Below are 15,789 nucleotides of genomic sequence, written 5' to 3' on the forward strand. Positions count from 1 at the left end.
ATAAACTTGTCCAGCTTAATTTGACAATCTAAAGATTTATAAAAAGGAGAGATTGAATCATGAAATTTAGAGAATTAGTAAAACAATCATACGAGGATTTGAAAAATTTGACTGTAACTTGGTATAACGTCATTGCTTTAACAATACTTGTTATTGTATTAAGCTCATTCACAACACCAATGATAGGCATTCCAGCTGGTTTATTAGGTGGCGCCTATTATTTAAAACGTCGTGAAGAAAAAGGCAAATAAGCACATTCCATCGTTATATAACATTGCTATGACCTTTCAAGTCAGATTTTAATATCAACAAGTAGCGTTTATCGCTGCTTGTTTTTTATGGATTGCTTATAAAATCGTCATGTTTAAACGATATGTCACTTTGAAAACTAGCAAACACCATAAAAGACTACAATTTTTTTATTTTTATAAACCCCTTTAAATCAACGTTTCTAAGGTTTTTAAAAATCTTTTTTAATTTATTTTCAAAAAACACTGTACATTATGCCAATATGAGCGTATAGTTGGTCTTACGTAATAAAAGCTCGTGAATTAAATTGTAGTGTATTTGTTTAGAATATCCTCTTTTTTAGTTATGAATTTGTTACAAATATTAAGTGCAAAAGCACATGGAGGTTTTCTATATGAATAACGGTACAGTAAAATGGTTTAACGCAGAAAAAGGTTTTGGTTTCATCGAACAAGAAAATGGCGGAGACGTATTCGTACATTTCTCAGGTATCGCTAGCGATGGCTACAAAACTTTAGAAGAAGGTCAAAAAGTTACTTTCGAAATCACTGAAGGTCAACGTGGAGACCAAGCAGTTAACGTACAAACTGTTTAATCTTACAAAATAAAACGACTCATTATAAATGAATCGCTTTGATTACCAACAAGGTTTAGAACCTTGTTGGTATTTTTTTATGCTATTTCGGATAATATGAGACGATACGATGATGATTTATAAAAATTTATTTGCCAAATACACACTAAGGAAAATTATGAGGCTGAGTGTACCAACTACTGATATAATAGAAAGCGCATTTGTCATCGTATTTCTAGCTTTAGTCGTTTGTACTTCACTAGGATCTTTTCCATTCATAAAAGCAACAATTCGATCGTAGTTATCCATTTTATGCACTTTTTTAAAGTCTTCTATTTTCATAGCTGCATAATAACCTATTCCATAAATGACTATCACCGTTATACCCCAAGCCCAATTCCAATAAACAATTAAAGGTCCTGTTAAAATTGCAGCTAATGTCATGAAAATAAGCATCACATATGTCCATAAGTTAAGACTTCGTTGCACTTTAATATCAGGTACAAATGGAATAGTCCCTTTTACTAAATCATCTAAAGTTACATTGAACAATTCGCACATCATTAATAAGTTATGTATATCCGGTAAGCTTTTGTCATTTTCCCAATTAGAAATACTCTGCCTAGATACATATAACTTTTCAGCAAGATATTCTTGTGAATAACCATCTCGTTCCCTATACTTTTTAATTTGTTTACTTAGATTCAATTACATACGCCTCCAGTCAATTAGTACAATCATTACAATCAGACTATCAGATAAAGTTAAATCAAGTCACCTGTATGATTGACTAAATGTTTTGACATACGACAACATCAGGGTTTGAAGACTCCCTTAAGACAGACCTGTATGATTACGCGCTTGTAATTTTCTCAATGCCAACTTGAATTTCATTTATTAAGGACGCAACTTTTCCATGCTATTCAATGCTTGCGAATTAAATCCTAACAGTGATACTACGTTCACACTATTTACTATTCGATTTTCCAGCTTTCCAACTATGCTTTTCTAATCTTTTTTGTGCTATAAATTCTACCGCTTCAAAAATACATACTGCACTGATGAACCAGCTTAGGAAACCAACAATAATGCTAATCAACCACATGTGCGTCATATGTAACATCATCCATGTAACTAAAATACAAACTAATACCCCTGTCATACCAAACACTGCGCCACGACTTACATGCACAGCGACTTTATCACCATATTGCATACCTGTAATAAACATAGATACTAAAAATACTGCCGGAAACGTTGCAAATATACCGCCAAATTCTTTCCAAGGTAGTGTTACAGATACAATATAACTTAATAATACTGCAAATCCCCCCACAAAAAATTTCATTAATGTTAATTTCATGATGTTCTGCCTCCAATAATTTATTACTTAATAACTGAATACAACTAATTATCACGCATTTTCCAAACTATAAATGTCTAATACTGAATATTGCGAGGGAAATGACAAACCAACAAACAACCGTGAATATTGCGCCTTTCCGATAACCTTTATGCTTAATGTAGAGAGATGTCAAAAATACAGTTAATATACAAGACAGAATACCGACAATTGCTCCAGTACTAAGATTCATCGACATCTCCACTAATTGCGTACCACGATGATCTAAAGCTAATGCGATAATAGCCGCAAGAAAGACTGCCGGCATAGTAGCTATAATACCTCCTAACTTACCACCTACCTTATCAGCAATAATTGAAGCTAATGCAACAGCGATACCACCAATGACAAAATGAAGAATTGCACTTCCAATTGAAAACATCTTCAACGTACCTTTCTATAATTAATTCAATACAAAACGTATCATTCACACAAAGTGTAAAACTTAAATTTTCTACTGTAAAGGCAACTCAAGCGATGTTCATAAAGCTTTCATGATACTTTCATAAACTAGCAATAAAGGGTTCAAATGAAAGTATATCCAGCTCAAATTATTGAAAATTACCATTAACTGTAATTTTCAAATCAACATATAAATATAAATTTTTATGTTTCACGTAAAACAAAAAAAGACAAAGCTGTTATGATCTTAGCTTTGTCTTTTATGTGTTAGTCATCATGTATACGACATCCTACTACTAACGTTTATATATTCGAATTTTTATTTCATAATAATCTTCATGATCTTTGTCTTTATGCTCAACATGTAATCCTGTTTGTTGAATCGCTTGGATACTTTTGCCTACCTCATCTCGTGCTTGAGTGACATCTTGTGCAAAGCGAAGGTTTTGTGCTTTGACTTTTTCGGGCCCCGTTTTTTGGCGTACTCTATCTTCAGTCTGTTTCACATTTAGCTTTTGTGCAATGACTTGCTCAATCAACGCTTCTTGTTCGCTATCAGACAATGATAATACCGCTCTCGCATGGCGTTCAGTAATTTTACCTTCTCTTAAGCGAAGTAGTACTTTCGGCGCCAACTTCAATAAACGCAACTTATTTGCAATAAAGCTTTGACTTTTACCTAAACTTTTTGCCAATTCACTTTGCGTTGTATCACCAATTTCCAATAATTTCTTATAGGCTTCCGCTTCTTCAACAACAGACAAATTTTCTCTTTGAATATTCTCAATTAATGCAACAACAGCCGTCTCTTCATCATCCATATCACGAATAATAACGTCTGCTTGAGGTAAATTTAGTGATTGTATTGCTCTAAATCGGCGCTCTCCAGCAATAATTTCAAACATATCTTCTTCAATCGGTCTTACAACAATAGGTTGTAGTAAACCATGTTCATGTATTGATTCAGCAAGTTCTTTAATTTTATTTGGTTCAAACACCTGTCTTGGTTGATAACGGTTGGGAACGATACGTTCAATTTGAATGGATTCAACATTACTATTGCGATCTTCTTCAATATGTCCAATGATGTCATCTTTGTTTTTCAAACCAAATAATTTTGAAAAAGGTTTTTTCATTATCCATTCGCTCCTTTTATGTTAGTTGTAAAGGATTATGCATTATTTTTCAAGTAAAGGAGTCTTATTAGGCGTCCCTGGTTTTCTTGGATACTTTTTCGGCGTCTGTCTTTTTTTATCAATAATGAACATCTGGCGCTCTCCAGCATCTTCTGGCAATTCGAAAGTATGTGTTTCTGTAACATTACCACCTAACACACTAATTGCAAATTTTGCTTCTTCTAATTCTTCTTCACCTTTTGAAGATTTTAATGCAACAAACTGTCCACCTTTTTTAACTAGCGGTAAACACAATTCACTTAACACGGATAATCTAGCTACTGCTCTTGCAGTAACAACATCATAAGACTCCCTGTAGACACCCTTACCAAATGTTTCTGCTCTATCGTGTATAAAGCTGACATCCTGTAATTGTAATTCTGACGCTAAATGGTTTAAAAATTGAATACGCTTATTTAATGAATCAACAATCGTCACTTTTAACTGCGGAAACATTATTTTTAACGGAATACTTGGAAAACCAGCTCCAGCGCCTACATCACATATACTTATAGGCTGATTAAAATCAAAATAAAAACTAGGTGCAATGGAATCATAAAAATGTTTCAAATATACATCGTGTTCATCTGTAATACTTGTCAAATTCATCTTTTCATTCCATTCAACAAGTAAACGATAATATGTTTGAAACTGTTGTTTTTGAGTCTCAGTTAATTGAATATTATGTTCTTTTAATTGTTCTGCTAACCATTCTACAGTCATTAGTCACTCACCCTTTGGAGTTTACCTTGTTCTAAGTAAATCAATAATATAGATATGTCTGCTGGATTTACCCCTGATATTCTAGAAGCTTGTGCAATATTTAAAGGTTTTACTTCTGATAATTTTTCTCGCGCTTCAGTCGCCAAACTATCAATCTTACTATAATCTAAGTCTTCTGGAATTTTCTTCTCTTCCATACGCTTAACTTTCTCAACTTGTTGTAGTGATTTATTGATATAACCTTCATATTTTGTTTGTATTTCTACTTGTTCTTCAACATCTGCACTCAATTGATGTTCTTCTTCTAAAATTTCTAAAATTATATCGTAAGTCATTTCAGGTCTGCGTAATAAATCGATAGCTAAAATACCATCTTTTAAGCGAGAACCACCATGTTGTTCGATAATCGCTTGCGTATGTTCGTTTGGTTTAATACGAATATCTGATAAACGCTTAATTTCCGCATCAATTTGCTGACGTTTTTCATTAAAACGTGCATATCGTTCTTCAGAAATCATACCAAGTTCATATCCCATATCCGTCAATCTCAAATCAGCATTATCATGACGTAGTAACAAACGATATTCTGCACGTGATGTTAGTAAACGATAAGGTTCATTAGTACCTTTAGTTACAAGATCATCGATTAAGACACCAATATATGCATCTGAACGACTTAATATCTTTTCGCCTGTGTTTAACACTTTACCTGCAGCGTTAATACCTGCCATCAATCCTTGTCCTGCTGCTTCTTCATAACCAGATGTACCATTAATTTGACCTGCAGTATATAAGTTTTTAATCATTTTCGTTTCAAGTGTAGGCCATAACTGCGTTGGCACAATCGCATCATATTCAATTGCGTAGCCGGCACGCATCATATCTGCTTTTTCAAGACCTGGTATCGTCTCTAACATTTGACGTTGCACATGTTCAGGAAGACTTGTAGACAATCCTTGCACATATACTTCATTTGTATTACGACCTTCAGGCTCTAAGAAAAGTTGATGTCGCGGCTTATCATTAAATCGAACAAATTTATCTTCAATTGAAGGGCAATAACGTGGCCCGGTTCCTTTAATCATCCCTGAATACATTGCAGATAGATGTAAATTATCATCGATAACTTTGTGTGTTTCAGCATTAGTATACGTTAGCCAACATGGCAATTGATCTAATATATATTCTGTTGTTTCAAAGCTGAATGCACGACCTACATCGTCACCTGGTTGTATTTCAGTCTTCGAATAGTCAATTGTTTTTGAATTTACACGCGGTGGTGTACCTGTTTTAAAACGAACAATATCAAAACCAAGTTCTCTTAAATTGTCTGATAATGTGATTGATGGTAATTGGTGATTTGGTCCACTTGAATACTTCATATTACCTAAAATGATTTCACCACGTAAAAATGTTCCCGTTGTAATAATTACTGCTTTAGATAAATACTCTGTACCAATATTTGTACGTACACCTTTAACTTCATTATCTTCTATAATAAGTTCGTCTACCATACCTTGCATTATATGCAAATTTTCTTCATCTTCAATCACGCGTTTCATTTCTTGTTGATAAAGTACTTTATCTGCTTGCGCTCTTAGTGCTCTTACAGCAGGTCCTTTACCTGTATTTAACATTCTCATTTGAATGTGTGTTTTATCGATTGTTTTTGCCATTTGTCCACCTAAAGCATCAATTTCACGAACAACGATACCTTTAGCTGGTCCACCTACAGATGGGTTACATGGCATAAATGCAATATTATCTAAATTTATTGTTAGCATTAATGTTTTAGCACCACGTCTTGCAGATGCTAAACCTGCTTCTACACCTGCATGTCCCGCACCTATAACGATTACATCATATTCTTGAACCACAATATAAACCTCCTTATTTGATATCTTACTAGCCTTCTTAAGACGGTATTCCGTCTATTTCAATTACTATTTACCTAAGCAGAATTGACTGAATAACTGATCGATGAGTTCATCACTTGCAGTCTCACCAATAATTTCTCCTAATATTTCCCAAGTTCTAGTTAAATCAATTTGTACCATATCCATAGGCACACCAGATTCTGCTGCATCAATCGCATCTTGTATCGTTTGTCTTGCTTGTTTTAATAATGAAATATGTCTTGAATTAGAAACATAAGTCATATCTTGATTTTGTACTTCTCCACCAAAGAACAAATCTCGAATTTGTATTTCTAATTCATCAATACCTTCTTGTTTTAACATTGAAGTTTGAATTAATGGCGTATCACCTATCATATCTTTAACTTCATTAATATCTATGTTTTGCTCTAAATCCATTTTATTAACAATTACGATTACATCTTCATTTTTAACCACTTCATATAATGTGTAATCTTCTTGAGTCAATGCTTCGTTATTGTTTAATACAAATAAAATTAAGTCTGCTTGGCTAAGAGCCTTTCTAGAGCGTTCAACACCAATCTTCTCTACTATATCTTCTGTCTCGCGTATACCAGCAGTATCAACTAATCTTAATGGCACGCCACGAACATTGACGTACTCTTCTAAGACATCTCTTGTAGTACCTGCTACCTCAGTTACAATCGCTTTATTATCTTGTATTAAATTATTTAACATCGATGATTTACCTACGTTTGGTTTACCAACAATAACTGTAGATAAACCTTCACGCATAATTTTGCCCTGCGCACCGGTATCTAATAAACGATTAATTTCCTGTTTGATTTCTTTAGACTGCTCTAAAAGAAATTCAGTAGTCGCATCTTCAACATCATCGTATTCAGGATAATCAATATTCACTTCCACTTGAGCGAGTATCTCTAATATAGATTGACGTTGTTTTTTGATTAAGTCACTTAGACGACCTTCAATTTGATTCATCGCAACTTTAGAAGCTCTATCTGTCTTCGAGCGAATAAAGTCCATAACTGCTTCAGCTTGAGATAAATCAATACGACCATTTAAAAAGGCACGTTTTGTAAATTCACCTGGCTCAGCCATTCTAGCGCCATATGTCATAGTAAGTTCCAGCACTCTATTAATCGTTAAAATACCACCATGACAATTAATTTCTATAATATCTTCGCGTGTAAATGTTTTTGGCGCTCTTAACACAGACACCATAACTTCTTCAACCACTTCTTTAGATTCTGGATCAATAATATGACCGTAATTAATCGTATGTGATGGAACATCATTTAAAAGATGTTTTCCTTTATATAATTTGTCAGCAATTTCAACGGCTTGCGGTCCAGACAATCGAACAATTCCAATTGCCCCTTCACCCATTGGTGTTGAAATACTCGTAATTGTATCTAAATCCATATTGCTACTCGCCTCCTTCAACGATGTGAATACATTTTAAAGTAAGTTATTATAACCCTAAGGTAAGTCTTACGTTTGTCTGAGGTAAGACTTCGGGAGGTGTTGAGTGGTTAATATTTACCTTCCCCTACCCTACCCTATCATTACTTAATTTTTTTATTAAAAACTTTGGCAATTTTAAGTACGTGCTCAAGACTATTCTGTATTTGTAAAGTCGTCATATCTTTAGCTGGCTGTCTTGCTATTACAATAATATCTTTGGTCAATATATGCGACTTATGTACTTTGAAATTTTCACGTATTGCTCTTTTAATCTTGTTTCTTAACACTGCATTACCTAGTTTTTTAGAAACACTAATACCTAAGCGAAAATGGTCTATTTCTTTATTATTACAAGTGTATACAACAAATTGTCTGTTGGCTACAGAATGACCTTTTTTATATATTCTCTGAAAATCTGCATTCTTTTTAATTCGGTAAGCTTTTTCCAATAACATCACTCGCTTATTTATCGTTTTTATTTGAAGCTATATTTAAACTTCTATTGAGCTTATAACATAAATTTCTATTTATTCTTAATTTAAACGAAAAAAAAGATCACTGATGAGTCAGTGATCTTATGCAGATAAAACTTTACGGCCTTTACGACGACGGCGCGCTAAAACTTTACGGCCATTTTTTGTGCTCATGCGTTTTCTGAAACCATGAACTTTACTATGTTTACGTTTATTTGGTTGATAAGTACGTTTTACCATGCAAAACACCTCCATCTTTATACAGTTATCTAATATACCAGATTATGCAGACTCTGATCACTTTAATAGATAAGATTTTGCGTTTCTTAGATTAAAATTCTCGTATTAGCTCATTGATTATCTAGTCATAATTCAAGCAACTACTACAATATAACAAAATCCTATTTATAACGCAAGTTCATTTTATACTACTGCTCAATTTTTTTACTTTTATCGATTAAAGATAGAAATACACGATGCGAGCAATCAAATTTCATAACATCACCATGAGTTTGGTCCGAAGCATGAGTGTTTACAATGTTTGAATACCTTATACAGTTCTTATACATACTTTATAAATTATTTCCCAAGCTGTTTTGATACACTCACTAACAGATATTCTATAGAAGGAAAAGTTATCCACTTATGCACATTTATAGTTTTCAGAATTGTGGATAATTAGAAATTACACACAAAGTTATACTATTTTTAGCAACATATTCACAGGTATTTGACATATAGAGAACTGAAAAAGTATAATTGTGTGGATAAGTCGTCCAACTCATGATTTTATAAGGATTTATTTATTGATATTTACATAAAAATACTGTGCATAACTAATAAGCAGGATAAAGTTATCCACCGATTGTTATTAACTTGTGGATAATTATTAACATGGTGTGTTTAGAAGTTATCCACGGCTGTTATTTTTGTGTATAACTTAAAAATTTAAGAAAGATGGAGTAAATTTATGTCGGAAAAAGAAATTTGGGAAAAAGTGCTTGAAATTGCTCAAGAAAAATTATCAGCTGTAAGTTACTCAACTTTCCTAAAAGATACTGAGCTTTACACGATTAAAGATGGTGAAGCTATCGTATTATCGAGTATTCCTTTTAATGCAAATTGGTTAAATCAACAATATGCTGAAATTATCCAAGCAATCTTATTTGATGTTGTAGGCTATGAAGTTAAACCTCACTTTATTACTACTGAAGAATTAGCAAATTATAGTAATAATGAAACTGCTACTCCAAAAGAAACAACAAAACCTTCTACTGAAACAACTGAGGATAATCATGTGCTTGGTAGAGAGCAATTCAATGCCCATAACACATTTGACACTTTTGTAATCGGACCTGGTAACCGCTTTCCACATGCAGCAAGTTTAGCTGTAGCCGAAGCACCAGCCAAAGCGTACAATCCATTATTTATCTATGGAGGTGTTGGTTTAGGAAAAACCCATTTAATGCATGCCATTGGTCATCATGTTTTAGATAATAATCCAGATGCCAAAGTGATTTACACATCAAGTGAAAAATTCACAAATGAATTTATTAAATCAATTCGTGATAACGAAGGTGAAGCTTTCAGAGAAAGATATCGTAATATCGACGTCTTATTAATCGATGATATTCAGTTCATACAAAATAAAGTACAAACACAAGAAGAATTTTTCTATACTTTTAATGAATTGCATCAGAATAACAAGCAAATAGTTATTTCGAGTGATCGACCACCAAAGGAAATTGCACAATTAGAAGATCGATTACGTTCACGCTTTGAATGGGGGCTAATTGTTGATATTACGCCACCAGATTATGAAACTCGAATGGCAATTTTGCAGAAGAAAATTGAAGAAGAAAAATTAGATATTCCACCAGAAGCTTTAAATTATATAGCAAATCAAATTCAATCTAATATTCGTGAATTAGAAGGTGCATTAACACGTTTACTTGCATATTCACAATTATTAGGAAAACCAATTACAACTGAATTAACTGCTGAAGCTTTAAAAGATATCATTCAAGCACCAAAATCTAAAAAGATTACCATCCAAGATATTCAAAAAATTGTAGGCCAGTACTATAATGTTAGAATTGAAGATTTCAGTGCAAAAAAACGTACAAAGTCAATTGCATATCCGCGTCAAATAGCTATGTACTTGTCTAGAGAGCTTACAGATTTCTCATTACCTAAAATTGGTGAAGAATTTGGTGGGCGTGATCATACGACCGTCATTCATGCTCATGAAAAAATATCTAAAGATTTAAAAGAAGATCCTATTTTTAAACAAGAAGTAGAGAATCTTGAAAAAGAAATAAGAAATGTATAAGTAGGAAACTTTGGGAAATGTAATCTGTTATATAACAGCACTAATAATAACAATCATTTTTTACATTTCTATATGCTAATGTGGCAAGATGAGCAAAACTCATTTTGTGGATAATGTTTAAAAGTCATACACACCATACACAAGTTATCAACATGTGTATAACTTTGCCAAATCTATGTTTTTAAGACTTATCCACCAATCCACAGCACCTACTACTATTACTAAGAACTTAAAACCTATATAATTATATATAAACGACTGGAAGGAGTTTTAATTAATGATGGAATTCACTATTAAAAGAGATTATTTTATTACACAATTAAATGACACATTAAAAGCTATTTCACCAAGAACAACATTACCTATATTAACTGGTATCAAAATCGATGCGAAAGAACATGAAGTTATATTAACTGGTTCAGACTCTGAAATTTCAATAGAAATCACTATTCCTAAAACTGTAGATGGCGAAGATATTGTCAATATTTCAGAAACAGGCTCAGTAGTACTTCCTGGACGATTCTTTGTTGATATTATAAAAAAATTACCTGGTAAAGATGTTAAATTATCTACAAATGAACAATTCCAGACATTAATTACATCAGGTCATTCTGAATTTAATTTGAGTGGCTTAGATCCAGATCAATATCCTTTATTACCTCAAGTTTCTAGAGATGACGCAATTCAATTGTCGGTAAAAGTACTTAAAAACGTGATTGCACAAACGAATTTTGCAGTGTCCACCTCAGAAACACGCCCAGTACTAACTGGTGTGAACTGGCTTATACAAGAAAATGAATTAATATGCACAGCGACTGATTCACACCGCTTGGCTGTAAGAAAGTTGCAGTTAGAAGATGTTTCTGAAAACAAAAATGTCATCATTCCAGGTAAGGCTTTAGCTGAATTAAATAAAATTATGTCTGACAATGAAGAAGACATTGATATCTTCTTTGCTTCAAACCAAGTTTTATTTAAAGTTGGAAATGTGAACTTTATTTCTCGATTATTAGAAGGACATTATCCTGATACAACACGTTTATTCCCTGAAAACTATGAAATTAAATTAAGTATAGACAATGGGGAGTTTTATCATGCGATTGATCGTGCCTCTTTATTAGCACGTGAAGGTGGTAATAACGTTATTAAATTAAGTACAGGTGATGACGTTGTTGAATTATCTTCTACATCACCAGAAATTGGTACTGTAAAAGAAGAAGTTGATGCAAACGATGTTGAAGGTGGTAGCCTGAAAATTTCATTCAACTCTAAATATATGATGGATGCTTTAAAAGCAATCGATAATGATGAGGTTGAAGTTGAATTCTTCGGTACAATGAAACCATTTATTCTAAAACCAAAAGGTGACGACTCGGTAACGCAATTAATTTTACCAATCAGAACTTACTAAAAATAGATATAAATAAAGGATGACGTGATTAATTAAAACGTCATCCTTTATTTTTTTGCAAAAATAATTCTAGATGCGTATGTAAAATAAATTTGACAGCATTTTAAACAGCAAATAAAAGACGCCAATTAAATTTATGACAAATATATCCAAATTTTAATAAGTGTGCTTATATGCCCTTTAAATTTAAAATTTTAATAGTCAATAACAAGTTGAATATAAAAGTTAAACGCCGTTAAATAGCGTTAAAAAATTGAAAATGACAGTATTGCCAAAAAATAAGAATTAATTATTTATATGTAAACGGTTTCTACCTCTATTTTAAATGAAATTTGTGACAAAAAAAGGTATAATATATTAATGACATACAAAGAAATGGAGTGATTATTTTGGTTCAAGAAGTTGTAGTAGAAGGAGACATTAATTTAGGTCAATTTCTAAAAACAGAAGGGATTATTGAATCTGGTGGTCAAGCAAAATGGTTCTTGCAAGACGTTGAAGTATTAATTAATGGAGTGCGTGAAACACGTCGCGGTAAAAAGTTAGAACATCAAGATCGTATAGATATCCCAGAATTACCTGAAGATGCTGGTTCTTTCTTAATCATTCATCAAGGTGAACAATGAAGTTAAATACACTCCAATTAGAAAATTATCGTAACTATGATGAGGTTACGTTGAAATGTCATCCTGACGTGAATATCCTCATTGGAGAAAATGCACAAGGAAAGACAAATTTACTTGAATCAATTTATACCTTAGCTTTAGCAAAAAGTCATAGAACGAGTAATGATAAGGAACTCATACGTTTTAATGCTGATTATGCTAAAATAGAAGGTGAGCTTAGTTATAGACACGGCACGATGCCATTAACAATGTTTATAACTAAAAAAGGTAAACAAGTCAAAGTGAATCACTTAGAGCAAAGTCGTCTAACTCAATATATTGGACACCTTAATGTGGTTCTATTTGCGCCAGAAGATTTGAATATTGTAAAAGGCTCTCCTCAAATAAGACGACGCTTTATAGATATGGAGTTGGGCCAAATTTCTGCTGTTTACTTAAATGATTTAGCTCAATACCAACGTATTTTAAAGCAAAAGAATAATTACTTAAAGCAGTTACAATTAGGCCAAAAAAAGGACTTAACAATGTTGGAAGTATTAAATCAGCAGTTTGCTGAATATGCAATGAAAGTAACTGATAAACGTGCACATTTTATTCAAGAGCTAGAGTCGTTAGCTAAACCGATTCATGCTGGTATCACAAATGATAAAGAAGCGTTGTCGCTGAATTATTTACCTAGTCTTAAATTTGATTATGCTCAAAATGAAGCGGCACGACTTGAAGAAATTATGTCTATTCTTAGCGATAATATGCAAAGAGAAAAAGAACGAGGCATTAGCTTATTCGGACCACATCGAGATGATATAAGTTTTGATGTGAATGGCATGGATGCTCAAACATATGGTTCTCAAGGACAGCAACGTACAACGGCTTTGTCCATTAAATTAGCTGAAATTGAGTTAATGAATATCGAAGTTGGGGAATATCCCATCTTATTATTAGACGATGTACTCAGTGAATTAGATGATTCGCGTCAAACGCATTTATTAAGTACGATTCAGCATAAAGTACAAACATTTGTCACTACGACATCTGTAGATGGTATTGATCATGAAATCATGAATAACGCTAAATTGTATCGTATTAATCAAGGTGAAATTATAAAGTAACAGAAAGCGATGGTGACTGCATTGTCAGATGTAAACAACACGGATAATTATGGTGCTGGGCAAATACAAGTATTAGAAGGTTTAGAAGCAGTACGTAAAAGACCAGGTATGTATATAGGATCGACTTCAGAGAGAGGTTTGCACCATTTAGTGTGGGAAATTGTCGATAATAGTATCGATGAAGCATTAGCTGGTTATGCAAATAAAATTGAAGTTGTTATTGAAAAAGATAACTGGATTAAAGTAACGGATAACGGACGTGGTATCCCAGTTGATATTCAAGAAAAAATGGGACGTCCAGCTGTCGAAGTTATTTTAACTGTTTTACATGCTGGTGGTAAATTCGGCGGTGGCGGATACAAAGTATCTGGTGGTTTACATGGTGTTGGTTCATCAGTTGTAAACGCATTGTCACAAGACTTAGAAGTATATGTACACAGAAATGAGACTATATATCATCAAGCATATAAAAAAGGTGTACCTCAATTTGACTTAAAAGAAGTTGGCACAACTGATAAGACAGGTACTGTCATTCGTTTTAAAGCAGATGGAGAAATCTTCACAGAGACAACTGTATACAACTATGAAACATTACAGCAGCGTATTAGAGAGCTTGCTTTCTTAAACAAAGGAATTCAAATCACATTAAGAGATGAACGTGATGAAGAAAACGTTAGAGAAGACTCCTATCACTATGAGGGCGGTATTAAATCGTACGTTGAGTTATTGAACGAAAATAAAGAACCTATTCATGATGAGCCAATTTATATTCATCAATCTAAAGATGATATTGAAGTAGAAATTGCGATTCAATATAACTCAGGATATGCCACAAATCTTTTAACTTACGCAAATAACATTCATACGTACGAAGGTGGTACGCATGAAGACGGATTCAAACGTGCATTAACGCGTGTCTTAAATAGTTATGGTTTAAGTAGCAAGATTATGAAAGAAGAAAAAGATAGACTTTCTGGTGAAGATACACGTGAAGGTATGACAGCAATTATATCTATCAAACATGGTGATCCTCAATTTGAAGGTCAAACGAAGACAAAATTAGGTAATTCTGAAGTGCGTCAAGTTGTAGATAAATTATTCTCAGAGCACTTTGAACGATTTTTATATGAAAATCCACAAGTCGCACGTACAGTGGTTGAAAAAGGTATTATGGCGGCACGTGCACGTGTTGCTGCGAAAAAAGCGCGTGAAGTAACACGTCGTAAATCAGCGTTAGATGTAGCAAGTCTTCCAGGTAAATTAGCCGATTGCTCTAGTAAAAGTCCTGAAGAATGTGAGATTTTCTTAGTCGAAGGGGACTCTGCCGGGGGGTCTACAAAATCTGGTCGTGACTCTAGAACGCAGGCGATTTTACCATTACGAGGTAAGATATTAAATGTTGAAAAAGCACGATTAGATAGAATTTTGAATAACAATGAAATTCGTCAAATGATCACAGCATTTGGTACAGGAATCGGTGGCGACTTTGATCTAGCGAAAGCAAGATATCACAAAATCGTCATTATGACTGATGCCGATGTGGATGGAGCGCATATTAGAACATTGTTATTAACATTCTTCTATCGATTTATGAGACCGTTAATTGAAGCAGGCTATGTGTATATTGCACAGCCACCGTTGTATAAACTGACACAAGGTAAACAAAAGTATTATGTATACAATGATAGGGAACTTGATAAACTTAAATCTGAATTGAATCCAACACCAAAATGGTCTATTGCACGATACAAAGGTCTTGGAGAAATGAATGCAGATCAATTATGGGAAACAACAATGAACCCTGAGCACCGCGCTCTTTTACAAGTAAAACTTGAAGATGCGATTGAAGCGGACCAAACATTTGAAATGTTAATGGGTGACGTTGTAGAAAACCGTAGACAATTTATAGAAGATAATGCAGTTTATGCAAACTTAGACTTCTAAGCGC

At 33.3% G+C, this 15,789-nt stretch carries 16 protein-coding genes; 7 read left to right on the forward strand and 9 right to left on the reverse strand.

Features of this window, described 5'->3' with window-relative positions; translation table 11 throughout:
- Positions 1–59 precede the first annotated feature (59 nt).
- Together vraH and HMPREF3247_RS00585 are read left to right on the forward strand one after the other, a co-directional pair.
- Complete coding sequence (vraH, locus tag HMPREF3247_RS00580; protein WP_000672038.1) at positions 60–251, forward strand: peptide resistance ABC transporter activity modulator VraH; 192 nt, start codon at positions 60–62, stop codon at positions 249–251.
- 392 nt (positions 252–643) lie between these two features.
- Positions 644–844 (forward strand): cold-shock protein, encoded by a 201-nt coding sequence (locus HMPREF3247_RS00585; RefSeq protein WP_001059079.1) that lies wholly within the window; start codon positions 644–646, stop codon positions 842–844.
- Positions 845–961: 117 nt separating this feature from the next.
- On the opposite strand, the gene HMPREF3247_RS00590 is transcribed toward HMPREF3247_RS00585, so the two are convergent.
- The 9 genes from HMPREF3247_RS00590 to rpmH all read right to left on the reverse strand — a co-directional run bounded on the left by HMPREF3247_RS00590 (position 962) and on the right by rpmH (position 8,603).
- Positions 962–1,531 carry a helix-turn-helix transcriptional regulator gene (locus HMPREF3247_RS00590; RefSeq protein ID WP_001054130.1) on the reverse strand — a complete coding sequence of 190 codons (570 nt, stop codon included), beginning with the start codon at positions 1,529–1,531 and terminating at the stop codon, positions 962–964.
- A 259-nt stretch (positions 1,532–1,790) separates the two neighbouring features.
- The gene (locus HMPREF3247_RS00595; protein WP_000779134.1) at positions 1,791–2,186 is read right to left on the reverse strand and encodes a DUF3147 family protein; all 396 of its coding nucleotides are present in this window, start codon (positions 2,184–2,186) and stop codon (positions 1,791–1,793) included.
- A gap of 67 nt (positions 2,187–2,253) precedes the next feature.
- The gene (locus HMPREF3247_RS00600) at positions 2,254–2,607 is read right to left on the reverse strand and encodes a DUF3147 family protein (protein WP_000491382.1); all 354 of its coding nucleotides are present in this window, start codon (positions 2,605–2,607) and stop codon (positions 2,254–2,256) included.
- A gap of 316 nt (positions 2,608–2,923) precedes the next feature.
- On the reverse strand, positions 2,924–3,763 hold the full coding sequence (gene noc, locus HMPREF3247_RS00605) for a nucleoid occlusion protein (protein WP_000742837.1): 840 nt from the start codon (positions 3,761–3,763) through the stop codon (positions 2,924–2,926).
- A 42-nt stretch (positions 3,764–3,805) separates the two neighbouring features.
- Positions 3,806–4,525 (reverse strand): 16S rRNA (guanine(527)-N(7))-methyltransferase RsmG, encoded by a 720-nt coding sequence (gene rsmG / locus HMPREF3247_RS00610; RefSeq protein WP_000215595.1) that lies wholly within the window; start codon positions 4,523–4,525, stop codon positions 3,806–3,808.
- Complete coding sequence (gene mnmG, locus HMPREF3247_RS00615) at positions 4,525–6,402, reverse strand: tRNA uridine-5-carboxymethylaminomethyl(34) synthesis enzyme MnmG (protein ID WP_000249661.1); 1,878 nt, start codon at positions 6,400–6,402, stop codon at positions 4,525–4,527. Before mnmG ends, rsmG begins: the two co-directional genes overlap by 1 nt.
- A 66-nt stretch (positions 6,403–6,468) precedes the next feature.
- Positions 6,469–7,848, reverse strand: a complete 1,380-nt coding sequence (gene mnmE, locus HMPREF3247_RS00620; RefSeq protein WP_000362509.1) for a tRNA uridine-5-carboxymethylaminomethyl(34) synthesis GTPase MnmE — start codon at positions 7,846–7,848, stop codon at positions 6,469–6,471.
- 143 nt (positions 7,849–7,991) lie between these two features.
- Positions 7,992–8,345 (reverse strand): ribonuclease P protein component, encoded by a 354-nt coding sequence (gene rnpA / locus HMPREF3247_RS00625; RefSeq protein WP_001808047.1) that lies wholly within the window; start codon positions 8,343–8,345, stop codon positions 7,992–7,994.
- 120 nt (positions 8,346–8,465) lie between these two features.
- A complete protein-coding gene (gene rpmH, locus HMPREF3247_RS00630) occupies positions 8,466–8,603 on the reverse strand; it encodes a 50S ribosomal protein L34 (RefSeq protein WP_000240855.1) in 138 nt (45 codons plus the stop codon).
- Between the two features lie 730 nt (positions 8,604–9,333).
- Here rpmH and dnaA point away from each other — a divergent pair.
- The 5 genes from dnaA to gyrB all read left to right on the forward strand — a co-directional run bounded on the left by dnaA (position 9,334) and on the right by gyrB (position 15,785).
- Entirely contained in the window at positions 9,334–10,695 is a 1,362-nt protein-coding gene (dnaA, locus tag HMPREF3247_RS00635; protein ID WP_001290433.1) for a chromosomal replication initiator protein DnaA, read from the forward strand.
- 277 nt (positions 10,696–10,972) lie between these two features.
- The gene (gene dnaN / locus HMPREF3247_RS00640) at positions 10,973–12,106 is read left to right on the forward strand and encodes a DNA polymerase III subunit beta (protein ID WP_000969811.1); all 1,134 of its coding nucleotides are present in this window, start codon (positions 10,973–10,975) and stop codon (positions 12,104–12,106) included.
- Positions 12,107–12,486: 380 nt separating this feature from the next.
- The gene (yaaA, locus tag HMPREF3247_RS00645; protein WP_001789359.1) at positions 12,487–12,732 is read left to right on the forward strand and encodes a S4 domain-containing protein YaaA; all 246 of its coding nucleotides are present in this window, start codon (positions 12,487–12,489) and stop codon (positions 12,730–12,732) included.
- The gene (recF, locus tag HMPREF3247_RS00650) at positions 12,729–13,841 is read left to right on the forward strand and encodes a DNA replication/repair protein RecF (protein WP_000775113.1); all 1,113 of its coding nucleotides are present in this window, start codon (positions 12,729–12,731) and stop codon (positions 13,839–13,841) included. Before yaaA ends, recF begins: the two co-directional genes overlap by 4 nt.
- A gap of 9 nt (positions 13,842–13,850) precedes the next feature.
- On the forward strand, positions 13,851–15,785 hold the full coding sequence (gene gyrB, locus HMPREF3247_RS00655) for a DNA topoisomerase (ATP-hydrolyzing) subunit B (protein WP_000255578.1): 1,935 nt from the start codon (positions 13,851–13,853) through the stop codon (positions 15,783–15,785).
- Positions 15,786–15,789: the final 4 nt, after the last annotated feature.

Source organism: Staphylococcus sp. HMSC36A10, from assembly GCF_001838845.1.
In the GTDB taxonomy this organism is placed as follows: domain Bacteria; phylum Bacillota; class Bacilli; order Staphylococcales; family Staphylococcaceae; genus Staphylococcus; species Staphylococcus aureus.

Excerpts from the sequence above, each read along its gene's own strand:
- vraH (WP_000672038.1), top strand. The coding sequence starts at position 60 with ATGAAATTTAGAGAATTAGTAAAACAATCATACGAGGATTTGAAAAAT.
- HMPREF3247_RS00585 (WP_001059079.1), top strand. The coding sequence starts at position 644 with ATGAATAACGGTACAGTAAAATGGTTTAACGCAGAAAAAGGTTTTGGT.
- HMPREF3247_RS00595 (WP_000779134.1), bottom strand. The coding sequence starts at position 2,186 with ATGAAATTAACATTAATGAAATTTTTTGTGGGGGGATTTGCAGTATTA.
- HMPREF3247_RS00600 (WP_000491382.1), bottom strand. The coding sequence starts at position 2,607 with ATGTTTTCAATTGGAAGTGCAATTCTTCATTTTGTCATTGGTGGTATC.
- noc (WP_000742837.1), bottom strand. The coding sequence starts at position 3,763 with ATGAAAAAACCTTTTTCAAAATTATTTGGTTTGAAAAACAAAGATGAC.
- rsmG (WP_000215595.1), bottom strand. The coding sequence starts at position 4,525 with ATGACTGTAGAATGGTTAGCAGAACAATTAAAAGAACATAATATTCAA.
- mnmE (WP_000362509.1), bottom strand. The coding sequence starts at position 7,848 with ATGGATTTAGATACAATTACGAGTATTTCAACACCAATGGGTGAAGGG.
- rnpA (WP_001808047.1), bottom strand. The coding sequence starts at position 8,345 with ATGTTATTGGAAAAAGCTTACCGAATTAAAAAGAATGCAGATTTTCAG.
- rpmH (WP_000240855.1), bottom strand. The coding sequence starts at position 8,603 with ATGGTAAAACGTACTTATCAACCAAATAAACGTAAACATAGTAAAGTT.
- dnaA (WP_001290433.1), top strand. The coding sequence starts at position 9,334 with ATGTCGGAAAAAGAAATTTGGGAAAAAGTGCTTGAAATTGCTCAAGAA.
- dnaN (WP_000969811.1), top strand. The coding sequence starts at position 10,973 with ATGATGGAATTCACTATTAAAAGAGATTATTTTATTACACAATTAAAT.
- recF (WP_000775113.1), top strand. The coding sequence starts at position 12,729 with ATGAAGTTAAATACACTCCAATTAGAAAATTATCGTAACTATGATGAG.
- gyrB (WP_000255578.1), top strand. The coding sequence starts at position 13,851 with ATGGTGACTGCATTGTCAGATGTAAACAACACGGATAATTATGGTGCT.